11 protein-coding genes and 4 tRNA genes are annotated in these 14,341 nt (G+C 58.7%); 12 read left to right on the plus strand and 3 right to left on the minus strand.

Going from position 1 to position 14,341, the window contains the following annotated elements:
- The first annotated feature begins 39 nt into the window (after nucleotides 1–39).
- On the plus strand, nucleotides 40–702 hold the full coding sequence (locus NTD80_RS15230; RefSeq protein ID WP_262134186.1) for a C39 family peptidase: 663 nt from the start codon (nucleotides 40–42) through the stop codon (nucleotides 700–702).
- A gap of 157 nt (nucleotides 703–859) precedes the next feature.
- On the opposite strand, the gene pbpG is transcribed toward NTD80_RS15230, so the two are convergent.
- Both pbpG and folD read right to left on the minus strand, forming a co-directional pair.
- The gene (gene pbpG / locus NTD80_RS15235) at nucleotides 860–1,783 is read right to left on the minus strand and encodes a D-alanyl-D-alanine endopeptidase (RefSeq protein ID WP_065901174.1); all 924 of its coding nucleotides are present in this window, start codon (nucleotides 1,781–1,783) and stop codon (nucleotides 860–862) included.
- Between the two features lie 209 nt (nucleotides 1,784–1,992).
- Entirely contained in the window at nucleotides 1,993–2,847 is an 855-nt protein-coding gene (folD, locus tag NTD80_RS15240) for a bifunctional methylenetetrahydrofolate dehydrogenase/methenyltetrahydrofolate cyclohydrolase FolD (RefSeq protein ID WP_106803348.1), read from the minus strand.
- 275 nt (nucleotides 2,848–3,122) lie between these two features.
- On the opposite strand from folD, the gene NTD80_RS15245 reads away from it, so the two are divergent.
- The 11 genes from NTD80_RS15245 (at nucleotide 3,123) to NTD80_RS15295 (ending at nucleotide 13,142) form a co-directional block, all read left to right on the plus strand.
- Nucleotides 3,123–3,199 (plus strand) — tRNA-Arg (locus NTD80_RS15245).
- Nucleotides 3,200–3,231: 32 nt separating this feature from the next.
- A tRNA-His gene (locus NTD80_RS15250) sits at nucleotides 3,232–3,307 on the plus strand.
- Between the two features lie 56 nt (nucleotides 3,308–3,363).
- Nucleotides 3,364–3,448 (plus strand) — tRNA-Leu (locus tag NTD80_RS15255).
- Between the two features lie 76 nt (nucleotides 3,449–3,524).
- Nucleotides 3,525–3,600: transfer RNA gene (locus NTD80_RS15260), tRNA-His, on the plus strand.
- Between the two features lie 398 nt (nucleotides 3,601–3,998).
- Complete coding sequence (gene tig / locus NTD80_RS15265) at nucleotides 3,999–5,309, plus strand: trigger factor (protein ID WP_065901169.1); 1,311 nt, start codon at nucleotides 3,999–4,001, stop codon at nucleotides 5,307–5,309.
- A gap of 91 nt (nucleotides 5,310–5,400) precedes the next feature.
- The gene (gene clpP, locus NTD80_RS15270; RefSeq protein ID WP_065901167.1) at nucleotides 5,401–6,036 is read left to right on the plus strand and encodes an ATP-dependent Clp endopeptidase proteolytic subunit ClpP; all 636 of its coding nucleotides are present in this window, start codon (nucleotides 5,401–5,403) and stop codon (nucleotides 6,034–6,036) included.
- A 112-nt stretch (nucleotides 6,037–6,148) separates the two neighbouring features.
- Entirely contained in the window at nucleotides 6,149–7,432 is a 1,284-nt protein-coding gene (clpX, locus tag NTD80_RS15275; protein ID WP_010209414.1) for an ATP-dependent Clp protease ATP-binding subunit ClpX, read from the plus strand.
- 161 nt (nucleotides 7,433–7,593) lie between these two features.
- On the plus strand, nucleotides 7,594–9,990 hold the full coding sequence (gene lon, locus NTD80_RS15280; protein ID WP_065901165.1) for an endopeptidase La: 2,397 nt from the start codon (nucleotides 7,594–7,596) through the stop codon (nucleotides 9,988–9,990).
- Nucleotides 9,991–10,138: 148 nt separating this feature from the next.
- Nucleotides 10,139–10,411, plus strand: a complete 273-nt coding sequence (locus NTD80_RS15285) for an HU family DNA-binding protein (RefSeq protein WP_003174819.1) — start codon at nucleotides 10,139–10,141, stop codon at nucleotides 10,409–10,411.
- A gap of 231 nt (nucleotides 10,412–10,642) precedes the next feature.
- Nucleotides 10,643–12,517, plus strand: coding sequence for a SurA N-terminal domain-containing protein (locus NTD80_RS15290; RefSeq protein ID WP_262134187.1), 1,875 nt, complete (start codon nucleotides 10,643–10,645; stop codon nucleotides 12,515–12,517).
- Nucleotides 12,518–12,617: 100 nt separating this feature from the next.
- The gene (locus NTD80_RS15295) at nucleotides 12,618–13,142 is read left to right on the plus strand and encodes a GNAT family N-acetyltransferase (protein WP_262134188.1); all 525 of its coding nucleotides are present in this window, start codon (nucleotides 12,618–12,620) and stop codon (nucleotides 13,140–13,142) included.
- Here NTD80_RS15295 and NTD80_RS15300 read toward each other — a convergent pair.
- The gene (locus NTD80_RS15300) at nucleotides 13,089–14,294 is read right to left on the minus strand and encodes an MFS transporter (RefSeq protein WP_262134189.1); all 1,206 of its coding nucleotides are present in this window, start codon (nucleotides 14,292–14,294) and stop codon (nucleotides 13,089–13,091) included. The two genes, NTD80_RS15295 and NTD80_RS15300, sit on opposite strands and share 54 nt — an antisense overlap.
- Nucleotides 14,295–14,341: the final 47 nt, after the last annotated feature.

A 14,341-nucleotide genomic window follows, 5' to 3' on the forward strand; every position in this document is an offset into this window, starting at 1 on the left:
TCAGGGCCTTCACCGGCCATTGATCAAGAGAGTAAAAAATTGCGGTTACGCTCGAACGTTAAAACCTCTTTGTTGCTGGCTGTTGCCATAGGGCTTGCGGCCTGTTCCAGCCATCCCTCGAAATTGCCGGGCCTGCCCGAGCGTGTCGAACTCAATGGCGTGCCGACATTTCGCAGCGAGGCTTATCAGAGCGGTCCTACGGCATTAGCCAGCATGCTGTCGCAACAAGGCATTGTCATGACACCAGGCTTGCTGGATAAGCCGCTGCACTTGCCGGGCGGTGAAGCCGACCTTGAACGCAACATGCAGGTGCTGGCACGTGAGTACGGCCTGATGGTGTACCCGTTGGATGCCAAGCTGACGGCGGTGCTGGCGCAGGTGGCGGCGGGTTACCCGGTGATGGCGCGCATTGGCGGCGGGCTGTGGTCTGACGCGCACTACGTGGTCGTGGTCGGGTTCAACCAGCAGAAGAGCACGATACTGCTGCGCTCAGGCATGGACCGGCGGCTGTTGATGAGCTTCAGCGATTTTGAATCGAAGTGGAGCAGCGCCGGGCATTGGGCAATCCTCACCCAGCGCCCAAGCCAGTTACCGGCGAATGTCGACGCTAAACGCTGGCGAGATGCTGCCAACGCCACGGCCCAGGCCGGGCAGGAGCAGGCGGCGGCGCAGGCGCTCAAGGTGCTGGCGGAAAAAAAGTAACCGCAGATATTCAGTGAGAACCGGCTTGCGTGGGAGTCGGGCGTGCCCGCGATGCAGGCACTGAGGGGGAGCAGTGACACTGCGGTGATGCTGTCGCAGGCAAGCCAGCTCCCACACAAACCAGCCCACACAAGCCAGCGCTCACATCAAGGTGCGGTCAACGACTGGCTTCTGCCGCGTTCGGACGGTTCTTGAGGTTTTTGTCCGCCTTGTAGCGCAATGCCACGTCCGGCACCGAGCCGCTCTTGCCGGTCTCGACCCAATTGCGGATACGGCTGGCATCGGCGAAGTGGGTGAATTTGCCGAAGGCATCCAGGATCACCAGCGATACCGGGCGGTTACCCATGCTGGTCACCAGCACAAGGCAGTGGCCGGCCTGGTTGGTGAAGCCGGTCTTGGTCAGCTTGATGTCCCAGTTGGCGCGGTTGATCAGGTGGTCGGTGTTGGAGAAACCGAGGGTGTAGTTGGGCTTGCGGAACGCTACGGTCTTTTCCTTGGTAGTGCTCAGCTGGCTGAGCATCGGGAATTTACGCGCATACGCCAACAGCTTGCTGAGGTCGCGGGCGGTCGACACGTTATGAATCGACAGGCCCGTCGGCTCGACGTAGTGGGTGCTGGTCATGCCCAGGGCCTTGGCCTTGGCGTTCATGGCGGCAATAAAGGCCGCGTAACCGCCCGGATAGTGATGCGCCAGGCTCGCGGCTGCGCGGTTTTCCGAGGACATCAGGGCAATCAGCAGCATTTCCTTGCGCGGCATCTGGCTGCCGATCTTCACGCGCGAGAATACACCTTTCATCTCCGGGGTGTCGGTGATGTTGATGTCGATGTATTCATCCATGTTCTGCTTGGCTTCAAGCACGATCAGGCCGGTCATCAGCTTGCTCACCGAGGCGATGGGCACCACCACGTCGGGGTTGCTGGAATAAATGACCTTGTTGGTCTGCAGATCCACCAGCATGGCGCTGCCGGAAGCAATTTGCAGTTTGGACGTATCACGCGGGGCCTGGGTGGTTTCGGCGGCGTGCGCGAAGGTGCCTGTGAACGCAAACAATAGGCTGACAATAGAAAGACGAATTTTCACGCGGATGAACTCGCTAAAAAAGTAAGGAAATACCGTTCTGGAACGGGTTATATGACAAATGCCGTTACATTTTAGGAGTATGGACGAGAGACTGTCGAATGTTCTTCTAAAACCAGACGAAAGTACTTAAAAACAAAGAAAAAACAGGTTTTATTGCGGGCAATAAAAAGCCCTGCGATAACACAGGGCTTTTTCAGCACGGCTGGTTATTAGTCGTGCAGCGACTCTGCCGCGTACAGGGTGTTTTCCAGCAGGCAGGCACGGGTCATCGGGCCAACGCCGCCGGGTACCGGCGTAATCCAGCCGGCGCGGGGCAGGGCAGTCTCGTAGACTACGTCGCCGACCAGCTTGCCGTCTTCCTGGCGGTTGATGCCGACGTCGATGACGATCGCGCCTTCCTTGATCCACTCGCCCTTGACCAGGCCCGGCTTGCCGGCAGCGACCACGACCAGGTCCGCGCGGCCGACGTGGCCGGCAAGGTCCTTGGTGAAACGGTGGGTGACGGTGACGGTGCAGCCGGCCAGCAGCAGTTCCATCGCCATTGGGCGGCCAACGATGTTGGAGGCGCCGACGATGACGGCGTCGAGACCATAGAGGTCGACACCGGTGCTTTCCAGCAGGGTCATGATGCCTTTGGGGGTGCACGGGCGCAGCAACGGGATGCGCTGGGCCAGGCGGCCGACGTTATACGGGTGGAAACCGTCGACGTCCTTGTCCGGGCGAATGCGCTCGAGCAGCTTGGAGGCGTCCAGGTGCTCAGGCAGCGGCAGTTGCAGCAGGATGCCGTCGATGCTCGGGTCATCGTTGAGACCGTCGATCAGGTCGGTGAGCGCCTGCTGGGTGGTGTCGGCAGGCAGGTCGTAGGCCTTGGAGATAAAGCCGACCTCTTCACAGTCTTTACGCTTGTGCGAGACATAAACCTGAGAGGCAGGATCGCTGCCGACCAGGATCACCGCGAGGCCAGGCGTGCGCAGGCCTTGCTGGCTACGCTCGGTGACTCGTTTGGCGATCTGCTGGCGCAGGCTGGCGGCGATTGATTTGCCGTCGATAAGTTGTGCAGTCATTACGCGTGATTAACCATCGAGAGGGGGAAGAAAAGTGCGCGCATTCTCGCATGCCAAGCCGTGAGGGCAAAGGCGCTTGGTCTGCAAATTGGCCTAACCCCTTAAATAAAATGAATTTTTTTCAAAAAAGATTTGACGGGTTTCAGGACCCTCTATACTATTCGTCGCACTTGTCGGGCACAGCCTAGCACTGGTTAAGAAGGTCGAGCAGGATTGTTGTTCTGCAAGGCTGGAAGCACTTAGTTTGTAATCCTTAAAGAGTACAGATTAATCAGGCGCCCGTAGCTCAGCTGGATAGAGCATCCGCCTTCTAAGCGGATGGTCGCAGGTTCGAGTCCTGCCGGGTGCGCCATTAGGCAGCTTTGGCACAAGTAGCGCTATATGGTGGGCGTAGCTCAGTTGGTAGAGCACGGGATTGTGACTCCCGTTGTCGAGGGTTCGATCCCCTTCGTCCACCCCATATTTTGAAAGGCGCCAGATTAATCATCTGGCGCCTTTGCTTTAAGAGCTTCAAGCGCGGATGTGGTGGAATTGGTAGACACACTGGATTTAGGTTCCAGCGCCGCGAGGCGTAAGAGTTCGAGTCTCTTCATCCGCACCAATAAAAGCTTTGTCCCTCCGTCAGGTGGGTAAGGCTCGACAAAGAAGTGGTTTGGTTTCTTTGTTAACGCAATATGGTGGGCGTAGCTCAGTTGGTAGAGCACGGGATTGTGACTCCCGTTGTCGAGGGTTCGATCCCCTTCGTCCACCCCATATTCGAAAGGCGCCAGATTTAACAGTCTGGCGCCTTTTTTGGTTTTAGCGGTTCGAATATTCGGCGGCTGCAGGTAGTGGGTCGCAAGGGCAGGCGTTTCGTCGTATTTATGTGTCTCGATGATGCCGCGCTGCCTGCTGGCCCTGTTTGAGGGTTGGCCGTCAGGGAGATGGATGACGACTTCTTCTATATATAGAAGGGGCGGCGCAGAGCCCTGGCGTGATGGGCTGTATTTGTCACCGGGGCGAGGTACATCAGTGCCTTCGTACCGATAAATTGCCGGCTGTTTCCGGGCGTATTCTCAGTAGGGTGACTTCTTGAGTTTGACCCACTAGAATGCATGCCCTTGATTGGGGTCGGAAATGGCCGGCTAACGTCTGTGCAACGAGGAATATCCATGCAAGTTTCTGTTGAAAATACTACTGCTCTCGAGCGCCGCCTGAGCATCACCGTGCCGGCAGAGCGTATCGAGACTGCGGTCAACAAGCGTCTGCAGCAGACTGCCCAAAAGGCCAAGATCGCTGGTTTCCGTCCAGGCAAAGTGCCAATGAGCGAAATCAAGCGCCGTTTTGGTGCTGATGCGCGTCAGGAAGCGGTAGGCGACGTGATCCAGGCTTCCTTCTATGAAGCAGTTGTCGAGCAAAAGCTGAACCCGGCTGGCTCGCCTTCGATCGAGCCGAAGTCCCTGGAAGCGGGCAAGGACCTGGAATACGTTGCCGTATTCGAAGTGTTCCCAGAGTTTGAAGTGGCAGGTTTCGAAGGTATCGCTATCGAGCGCCTGAGCGCTGAAGTAGCTGATTCCGACCTGGACAACATGCTGGAAATCCTGCGCAAGCAGAACACCCGTTTCGAAGTGGTCGACCGTGCCGCCCAGAACGAAGACCAGTTGAACATCGATTTCGTTGGCAAGGTTGACGGCGAAGTGTTCGCTGGCGGCTCCGCCAAGGGTACTCAGCTGGTGCTGGGTTCCAACCGCATGATCCCTGGCTTCGAAGACGGCCTGGTTGGCGCGAAGGCGGGCGAAGAGCGCGTTCTGAACCTGACTTTCCCGGCTGACTACCAGAACCTGGACCTGGCTGGCAAAGCCGCCGAGTTCACCGTGACCGTCAACAGCGTTTCCGAGCCTAAGCTGCCAGAACTGAACGAAGAATTCTTCGCTCAATTCGGTATCAAGGAAACCGGCATCGAAGGCTTCCGCACCGAAGTTCGCAAGAACATGGAGCGCGAGCTGCGCCAGGCCATCAAGTCCAAGGTTAAGAACCAGGTCATGGACGGTCTGCTGGCCGCCAACCCGATCGAAGTGCCTAAGGCCCTGCTGTCCAACGAAGTGGACCGCCTGCGCGTGCAAGCTGTGCAGCAGTTCGGTGGCAACATCAAGCCTGACCAACTGCCGGCCGAGCTGTTCGAAGAACAAGCCAAGCGCCGCGTCGTGCTGGGCCTGATCGTGGCTGAAGTGGTCAAGCAGTTCGACCTCAAGCCTGACGAAGATCGCGTTCGTGAAATGATCCAGGAAATGGCTTCGGCCTACCAGGAACCTGAGCAGGTCGTGGCTTGGTACTACAAGAACGACCAGCAGCTGAACGAAGTACGTTCGGTTGTGCTGGAAGAACAAGTTGTGGATACTGTTCTGCAGAAGGCTAAGGTGACCGACAAAGCGGTCTCTTACGAAGAAGCAGTCAAACCGGCGGAAGCAGCACAAGCCGACTGATTGTCCAACTCGTTGGAAATTCAACCATAAGCCAGCCTCGCGCTGGCTTATGCGTTTTCAAGACATGACTATTTGGGAGTAACTGCAGAGCATGTTCCGTAATTCCTATATTCAGCAGAACTCTGATATCCAGGCCGCAGGCGGCCTGGTCCCGATGGTTGTCGAGCAGTCCGCTCGTGGCGAACGCGCCTACGACATCTACTCGCGCCTGCTCAAGGAGCGAGTGATCTTTCTGGTGGGCCCGGTAGAGGACTACATGGCCAACCTGATCTGTGCGCAACTGCTGTTCCTTGAAGCGGAAAACCCGGACAAGGACATCCATCTCTACATCAACTCACCTGGCGGTTCGGTGACGGCGGGCATGTCGATCTACGACACCATGCAGTTCATCAAGCCGAATGTATCGACCACTTGCATCGGCCAGGCCTGCAGCATGGGCGCGTTCCTGCTCACCGCAGGGGCCCACGGCAAGCGTTTCTGCCTGCCGAACTCGCGCGTGATGATTCACCAGCCACTGGGCGGTTTCCAGGGCCAGGCGTCGGACATCGAAATCCACGCCAAGGAAATCCTCTTCATCCGCGAGCGTCTCAACACGCTGATGGCCAAGCACAGCGGGCGCACCCTGGAAGAAATCGAGCGCGACACCAACCGCGACAACTTCATGAGCGCCGAAGTCGCGCGTGATTACGGGTTGATCGACGCAGTGATCGAAAAGCGCCCCGCTTAATATAAGCCGCTCAAAATAGGGCTGGTCGGCATGTCCGATCATCGGCGGGCTTGAAAAAGCCCGCATAAGCCTTCATCTTGTGTTGCAAGCCTATCGGATTTGGATCGAACGAATGACTGACACCCGCAACGGCGAGGACAACGGCAAGCTGCTCTATTGCTCCTTCTGTGGCAAAAGCCAGCATGAAGTACGCAAATTGATTGCCGGCCCCTCGGTCTTTATCTGCGACGAGTGCGTCGACCTGTGCAATGACATCATCCGTGAGGAGGTGCAGGAAGCACAGGCCGAAAGCAGCGCGCATAAATTGCCTTCGCCTAAAGAAATCAGCGGCATCCTTGACCAGTATGTCATCGGTCAAGAGCGTGCAAAGAAGGTTTTGGCCGTAGCGGTGTACAACCACTACAAGCGCTTGAACCAGCGTGACAAGAAAGGCGACGAAGTCGAACTCGGCAAGAGCAACATCTTGCTGATCGGTCCTACAGGCTCGGGTAAGACCCTGCTTGCAGAAACCCTCGCTCGCCTGCTGAACGTTCCGTTCACCATCGCCGACGCAACCACCCTCACCGAGGCTGGCTACGTGGGTGAGGACGTCGAGAACATCATTCAGAAACTGCTGCAGAAATGTGACTACGACGTAGAGAAAGCCCAGATGGGTATTGTCTACATCGACGAAATCGACAAGATCTCGCGCAAGTCCGACAACCCGTCGATCACCCGGGATGTTTCCGGTGAAGGCGTGCAGCAGGCCCTGTTGAAACTGATTGAAGGCACGGTCGCTTCCGTACCGCCACAAGGCGGCCGCAAGCATCCGCAGCAGGAATTCCTTCAGGTTGATACGCGCAACATCCTGTTCATCTGTGGCGGTGCGTTCTCGGGTCTGGAGAAAGTTATCCAGCAGCGTTCCACCCGTGGCGGTATCGGTTTCAGTGCAGAAGTGCGCAGCAAGGAAGAAGGCAAGAAAGTCGGCGAGTCCCTGCGTGAAGTCGAGCCTGACGATCTGGTCAAGTTCGGTCTGATCCCGGAATTCGTCGGCCGTCTGCCGGTCCTGGCCACGTTGGACGAGCTGGATGAGGCTGCCCTGATTCAGATCCTCACCGAGCCGAAGAACGCCCTGACCAAGCAATACGCGAAGCTGTTCGAAATGGAAGGTGTAGACCTCGAGTTCCGTACCGACGCGCTCAAATCGGTGGCCAAGCGGGCACTGGAGCGCAAGACCGGTGCACGTGGCCTGCGCTCGATTCTCGAAGGCGTGTTGCTCGACACCATGTACGAAATCCCCTCGCAGTCCGAGGTGAGTAAAGTGGTGATCGATGAAAGCGTTATAGAAGGCAAGTCCAAGCCACTGTATATCTACGAAAACAGTGAGCCGGCTGCCAAGGCTGCGCCAGACGCGTAAGCGTTTCGCAGTTTCGGTACAAACAAGGGGCCTTTAGGGGCCCCTTTGTTTTTCATGAAGATTTTTACTGCGTGTAACTGCCAGCATTGAGCTTGTTTTTTTTACACGCAGCCCCCATCTTGGTTTCAAGCTTACTTTTCAACTGTCATAGAGGCGAAATCATGAAGACAACCATCGAATTGCCTCTCCTGCCGTTGCGTGATGTCGTCGTCTATCCGCACATGGTTATCCCGCTGTTCGTGGGGCGCGAGAAGTCTATCGAAGCCCTCGAGGCCGCGATGACGGGCGACAAGCAGATCCTGCTGTTGGCCCAGAGAAATCCTGCCGATGATGATCCAGGCGAAGATGCCCTGTATCGCGTCGGTACCATTGCCACCGTACTGCAACTGCTCAAACTGCCCGATGGCACCGTCAAAGTGCTGGTCGAAGGCGAGCAGCGCGGTGCGGTCGAGCGCTTCATGGAGGTGGACGGCCACCTGCGCGCCGAAGTGGCGCTGATCGACGAAGTCGAAGCCCCTGAGCGCGAATCCGAAGTCTTTGTCCGCAGCCTGCTCTCGCAGTTCGAGCAGTATGTGCAGCTGGGCAAGAAAGTCCCGGCTGAAGTGCTGTCTTCGCTTAACAGCATCGATGAGCCAAGCCGCCTGGTCGACACCATGGCTGCGCACATGGCGCTGAAGATCGAGCAGAAGCAGGACATCCTCGAAATCATCGACCTGCCGGCCCGTGTCGAACACGTGCTGGCGCTGCTGGATGCCGAAATCGACCTGCTGCAGGTTGAGAAGCGCATCCGCGGTCGCGTGAAGAAACAAATGGAGCGCAGCCAGCGCGAGTACTACCTGAATGAGCAGATGAAGGCCATTCAGAAGGAGCTCGGCGACAGTGAGGAAGGCCACAACGAAATCGAAGAGCTGAAAAAGCGTATCGATGCCGCCGGCCTGCCGAAAGACGCGCTGACCAAGGCCAATGCCGAGCTGAACAAGCTCAAGCAAATGTCGCCGATGTCCGCCGAAGCCACTGTGGTTCGCTCCTACATCGACTGGCTGGTGCAAGTGCCGTGGAAGGCTCAGACCAAGGTACGCCTGGACCTGGCGCGCGCCGAGGACATCCTGGATGCCGACCACTACGGCCTCGAAGAAGTCAAAGAGCGCATCCTCGAATACCTCGCCGTGCAAAAGCGCGTGAAGAAGATTCGTGGCCCGGTGCTGTGCCTGGTAGGGCCGCCTGGTGTGGGTAAAACCTCCCTGGCCGAGTCCATTGCCAATGCCACCAACCGTAAATTCGTGCGCATGGCCCTCGGTGGCGTGCGTGACGAAGCGGAAATCCGTGGTCATCGCCGTACCTACATCGGTTCGATGCCAGGAAGATTGATTCAAAAGATGACGAAAGTGGGCGTGCGCAACCCGCTGTTCCTGCTCGATGAAATCGACAAGATGGGCAGCGACATGCGCGGCGATCCGGCCTCGGCATTGCTCGAAGTGCTCGACCCCGAGCAGAACCACAATTTCAACGACCATTACCTGGAAGTCGACTACGACCTCTCCGACGTGATGTTCCTGTGCACCTCCAACTCGATGAATATCCCGCCAGCGCTGCTGGACCGGATGGAGGTGATTCGTCTGCCGGGTTACACCGAAGACGAGAAGATCAACATCGCCGTCAAATACCTCGCGCCCAAGCAGATTTCGGCCAACGGCCTGAAGAAGGGCGAGATCGAATTCGAGGTCGAGACGATCCGCGACATCGTTCGTTACTACACTCGCGAGGCCGGTGTGCGCGGCCTTGAGCGCCAGATCGCGAAGATCTGCCGCAAGGCAGTCAAGGAACATGCGCTGGAAAAACGCTTCTCGGTGAAGGTCACGGCCGACTCCCTGGAGCACTTCCTGGGCGTGCGTAAATTCCGCTACGGCCTGGCCGAGCAGCAGGACCAGGTAGGGCAGGTGACTGGCCTGGCGTGGACCCAGGTGGGCGGCGAATTGCTGACCATCGAAGCTGCAGTGATCCCGGGCAAGGGCCAGTTGATCAAGACCGGTTCGCTGGGTGATGTGATGGTCGAATCGATTACCGCCGCGCAGACCGTGGTGCGCAGCCGCGCAAGGAGCCTGGGGATCCCCCTGGACTTCCACGAGAAGCACGACACCCACATCCACATGCCGGAAGGGGCTACGCCCAAAGACGGCCCTAGCGCAGGCGTAGGCATGTGCACGGCCCTGGTGTCGGCATTGACCGGTATTCCGGTGCGCGCCGATGTCGCCATGACCGGGGAAATTACCCTGCGTGGCCAGGTATTGGCTATCGGTGGTTTGAAAGAGAAATTACTCGCTGCGCACCGGGGTGGAATCAAGACCGTGATCATTCCTGAAGAGAATGTTCGCGATCTGAAGGAAATTCCTGACAACATCAAGCAGGATCTTCAGATTAAACCGGTTAAATGGATTGACGAGGTCCTGCAAATTGCGCTGCAATACGCGCCGGAGCCCTTGCCGGATGTGGCTCCGGAGATAGTCGCTAAGGACGAAAAGCGCGAGTCTGATTCCAAGGAAAGAATTAGCACGCATTAATGTGTTGAAGCCTGGGGGCTTCCTTGACAGCTTTTTAGAGCCCTTGTTATAAAGCGGCTCTTAAGTGTCTGTAGGCCATTCAGCACTGGTTTTTGCTTTCACCAAAAAACTTAGAATCATACTCAATAGATATATAAGGGGACTTAGAGTGAACAAGTCGGAACTGATTGATGCTATCGCTGCATCCGCTGATATCCCGAAAGCTGCTGCTGGCCGTGCGCTGGATGCAGTAATCGAATCCGTCACTGGCGCTCTGAAGGCCGGCGACTCCGTAGTACTGGTAGGCTTCGGTACTTTCTCTGTGACTGACCGCCCAGCTCGCACTGGCCGTAACCCACAGACTGGCAAAGCACTGCAAATCGCTGCTGCCAAGAAACCAGGTTTCAAAGCCGGTAAAGCCCTGAAAGAAGCCGTTAACTAAGCTTCGATCAAGCCTTTGCCTACCCGGGTCGGACGCAGGTCTGGCCTGGCAGCGGAGCGGCAGCTGACCCACGTATCCATCGGGTCGCCACGCCGGGGGTGTGGGTTCAAACCCCCGTCCGCTCCGCCAGTTACGAGAAGGCGCATCCTCGGATGCGCCTTTCTTCTATCCGGACTCTACCCACGCTCCACGGTTGCCAATTTTTGAAGTTCAACCGTTTCTGGGGGACGCATGCTGCAAAATATCAGGGACAATTCACAAGGCTGGATTGCCAAGACCATTATCGGGATCATCGTCGCTTTGATGGCGTTCACCGGTATCGAGGCTATTTTTCAGGCTTCGACCAACACCAAGCAGGACGTGGCCAAGGTCAACGGTGAAGAAATCACCCAGACCGAACTGAGCCAGGCTGTCGACATGCAACGTCGCCAACTGATGCAACAGCTGGGCAAGGATTTCGATGCTTCGCTGCTCGACGAAAAACTGCTGCGCGACGCCGCCCTCAAGGGTCTGATCGATCGCAAGCTGCTGCTGCAAGGCGCGGCTGATTCCAAGTTCGGCTTCTCTGAAGCAGCACTGGACCAGGTCATCCTGCAGACACCGGAATTCCAGGTGGACGGCAAGTTCAGTGCCGAACGCTTTGACCAGGTGATTCGTCAACTGGGCTATAGCCGACTGCAGTTCCGTCAGATGCTGACCCAGGAAATGCTCATCGGCCAGGTTCGCGCAGGCATCGCCGGCAGCGGTTTCGTGACCGACGCCGAGGTGAACGCTTTTGCCCGTCTGGAGAAGCAGACCCGCGATTTCGCCACCGTCAACATCAAGGCCAACCCTGGCGCGGTGAAACTCACCGACGACGAGGTCAAGGCTTACTACGACCAGCACGCCAAGGAGTTCATGACCCCGGACCAGGTGGTCATCGACTATCTGGAGTTGAAGAAGTCGTCCTTCTTCGACCAGGTTGCGGTCAAGGACGAGGAGTTGCAGGCGGCCTATCAGAAAGAAACCGCCAACCTCGCTGAACAGCGTCGTGCGGCGCACATCCTGATTGAAGTCAACGACAAGGTCACCGACGCGCAAGCCAAGGCCAAGATCGAGGAAATCCAGGCGCGCCTGGCCAAGGGCGAGTCGTTCGAAGCCCTGGCAAAGGAGTACTCCCAGGATCCAGGTTCGGCCAACAATGGCGGCGACCTCGGCTTTGCCGGCCCCGGCGTCTACGACCCGGACTTCGAAACCGCCTTGTACGCGTTGAACAAGGACCAGGTCTCGGCGCCGGTGCGCAGCACCTTCGGTTGGCACTTGATCAAGTTGTTGGGCGTTGAAGCACCGCAAGTACCGACGTTCGCCAGCCTGAAGGACAAGCTGACCCGCGAGCTCAAGACCCAGCAGGTCGAGCAGCGTTTTGTCGAAGCGACCAAGCAATTGGAAGATGCGGCATTCGAAGCCTCTGACCTGGCCCAGCCAGCGTCCGACCTGAAGCTGACCGTGCACACCTCCGCGCCGTTTGGCCGTGAAGGTGGCGAAGGCGTTGCGGCCAACCGTGCCGTGGTCACCGCTGCGTTCAGCCCGGAAGTCCTGGATGAAGGTGCCAACAGCAGCGCCATCGAACTCGACCCGGAAACCATCATCGTGCTGCGTGCCAAAGAGCACCGCAAACCTGCGCAACTGCCGCTGGAAAGCGTTGCTGCGCCGATCCGTGCACAGATGATCAAGGAGCGCGCCAGCGCCGCTGCCAAGACGCATGCCGACGAGTTGATCGCCAGCCTGCGTGATGGCAAGACCCCGTTGAACCAACCGATCGATGGTCAGGCCTGGAAAGTCACTGAAGCGGCTACCCGTAGCCAGGAAGCGATTGACCCGGCCGTGCTGCAAGCCCTGTTCCGCATGCCCAAGCCTGCGGCCAAGGACAAGCCGACCTTTACCACCGTGACCCTGGCTGACGGTAGCCTGGTGATCGTGCGCTTGAACGGCGTCAATGAAGCCGCAGCCCCATCGGACGAAGAAAAAGCGCAATACCGCCGCTTCCTCGCTTCCCGTGTCGGCCAGCAGGACTTCGCGGCGTACCGCAAGCAGTTGGAAACCAAGGCCGACATCAAGAAGTACTGATGGCGGTTTGAATAAGAAAGCCCCCGGCCAGCAATGACCGGGGGCTTTTTTATGTGCGCTAGACTGGGGGTTCGCAATCGTCGAGCAAGGAGGTTCACGCGTGTTGATTCAGGAACAGGAAGGCTGGGTGATCCGTCGCGCCACTGAGGCGGATGTTCCCGCGGTGCTGCAGGTGTTTGACGAGGTGATTGAGTGGTTTGCACGCCTGGGCAATAACCATCAATGGGGCACTGAGCCCTGGTCGGCCTCGCCCCGTCGAGTCGCGCAAGTGTCGCAAGCCTGCGCACTGCCGGGTGCCTGGGTGGTAGAGGCCCCGACGGGGCAGATCCTGGCTGCACTGGTGCTGGGCGAGCCGATGCCTTATGTGCCAGCGGCGACCGAGCCGGAGGTGTATGTGCGATTGTTGATCGCCGCGCGCGACCCCCGTGTACGCGGCCTGGGGCGGCGCCTGTTGGCATTCGCCGATGACCAGGCGCGCGCAGCCGGTGTCACGCGCCTGCGGGTGGACTGCTACGCCGGCGGCACAGGTGACCTGGTGGGTTTTTATGAGTCGTGCGGCTATACGCGAATCTCAACCTTCAACCTGGAGGGTTGGCCGGGCCAGTTGCTGGGGCGCAGCCTTTAAGGCGCCGGCCAGGGCCAGCAGCATCAGCAGTACCACCGCCCAGGCAAAGGCCGAGACGCCCCAGCCCTGCAGCAATACGCCGCCGGCCAGGCCGCCGCCGGCTATGCCGAGGTTCCACACGGTCACCAGCATCGATTGCGCAGCGTCCGCCGACGCTCCCGCTGACTTCGCGAGTGCGGTCTGCAGCAAGGCCGGCAGTCCGCCGAACGCCAGGCCCCATAAGGCCACTGCGACATAGATGACGGCGGGGACGTTGATCCAGAATGCCAGGGCCACGGCGAGCAGGCCAAACAGCGCACAACTGATCAGCAGCAGTGTGCGCAACCACTGGTCAATCAGCACCCCAGCCAGCCAGATGCTCAGCAATGCGGCCAAGCCAAACACCAGCAGCACGCGGTCGACGTCGGCGGTAATCCCGGCCGGCACCAACAGTGGGGCGATGTAGGTGTAGAGAATGTTGTGGGCCAGCACGTAGGTAAAGGTCACCCACAGCACCGGACGAATGCCGGGTAACCTGAGTACCTGGCGCAGACCCAGGCGCTGCTGTGCGGGTTGGCCGGCAAAGTCCGGAAGCTGCCAGCGCGCCCAGACCAGCAACACCAGTGTCAGCCCGGTCATGATCGCAAAACTCAGACGCCAGCCGACCAGCGTGCCGAGCAGGGTACCGGCCGGTACGCCCAGGGACAGGGCCAACGGTGCGCCGAGCATCGCGATCGCGATCGCTCGGCCTTGCAGGTGCGGGGCAACCATCCGGCTGGCATAACCGGCCAGCAGTGCCCAGAGCAGCCCGGCGAAGACCCCGGCAAAAAAACGCGCTACCAGCGTCAGTCCGTAATGGCTGGAGAGCGCGGTCACGCTGTTGACCAGGGCAAAGCCGCCGATGGCAATCAGCAGCAATGGCCGTCGCCGCCAGCCGCGAGTCAGCAGCGTGAGCGGGATGGCCGCCAGCAACGAGCCCAAGGCGTAGAGCGTGACCAATTGGCCGACCAGCGCGGGCGACACGCCGAGGCCTTCGCCCATCTGCGGCAGGAGCCCGGCGGGCATGGCTTCGGTGAGGATGGTGATAAAGCCTGCCGAGGCCAATGCGAGCAAACCGCCGAGCGGCAGTGCGTCACGCTGGGTAACGGGTGGGGAATCGGTGAGTGCGGTCATCAAACTCTATCCATGCAAAAGGGCAAGGCGCCAGAGTAGGGGGCTGT

Origin of the sequence: Pseudomonas sp. 13B_2.1_Bac1, from assembly GCF_025466155.1 — a bacterium.
GTDB lineage: Bacteria > Pseudomonadota > Gammaproteobacteria > Pseudomonadales > Pseudomonadaceae > Aquipseudomonas > Aquipseudomonas aylmerensis.

What these genes read in the sequence shown, in the direction of transcription:
- tig (WP_065901169.1), top strand. Translation starts at nt 3,999, where the DNA reads ATGCAAGTTTCTGTTGAAAATACTACTGCTCTCGAGCGCCGCCTGAGC.
- clpP (WP_065901167.1), top strand. Translation starts at nt 5,401, where the DNA reads ATGTTCCGTAATTCCTATATTCAGCAGAACTCTGATATCCAGGCCGCA.
- NTD80_RS15300 (WP_262134189.1), bottom strand. Translation starts at nt 14,294, where the DNA reads ATGACCGCACTCACCGATTCCCCACCCGTTACCCAGCGTGACGCACTG.
- folD (WP_106803348.1), bottom strand. Translation starts at nt 2,847, where the DNA reads ATGACTGCACAACTTATCGACGGCAAATCAATCGCCGCCAGCCTGCGC.
- clpX (WP_010209414.1), top strand. Translation starts at nt 6,149, where the DNA reads ATGACTGACACCCGCAACGGCGAGGACAACGGCAAGCTGCTCTATTGC.
- NTD80_RS15290 (WP_262134187.1), top strand. Translation starts at nt 10,643, where the DNA reads ATGCTGCAAAATATCAGGGACAATTCACAAGGCTGGATTGCCAAGACC.
- lon (WP_065901165.1), top strand. Translation starts at nt 7,594, where the DNA reads ATGAAGACAACCATCGAATTGCCTCTCCTGCCGTTGCGTGATGTCGTC.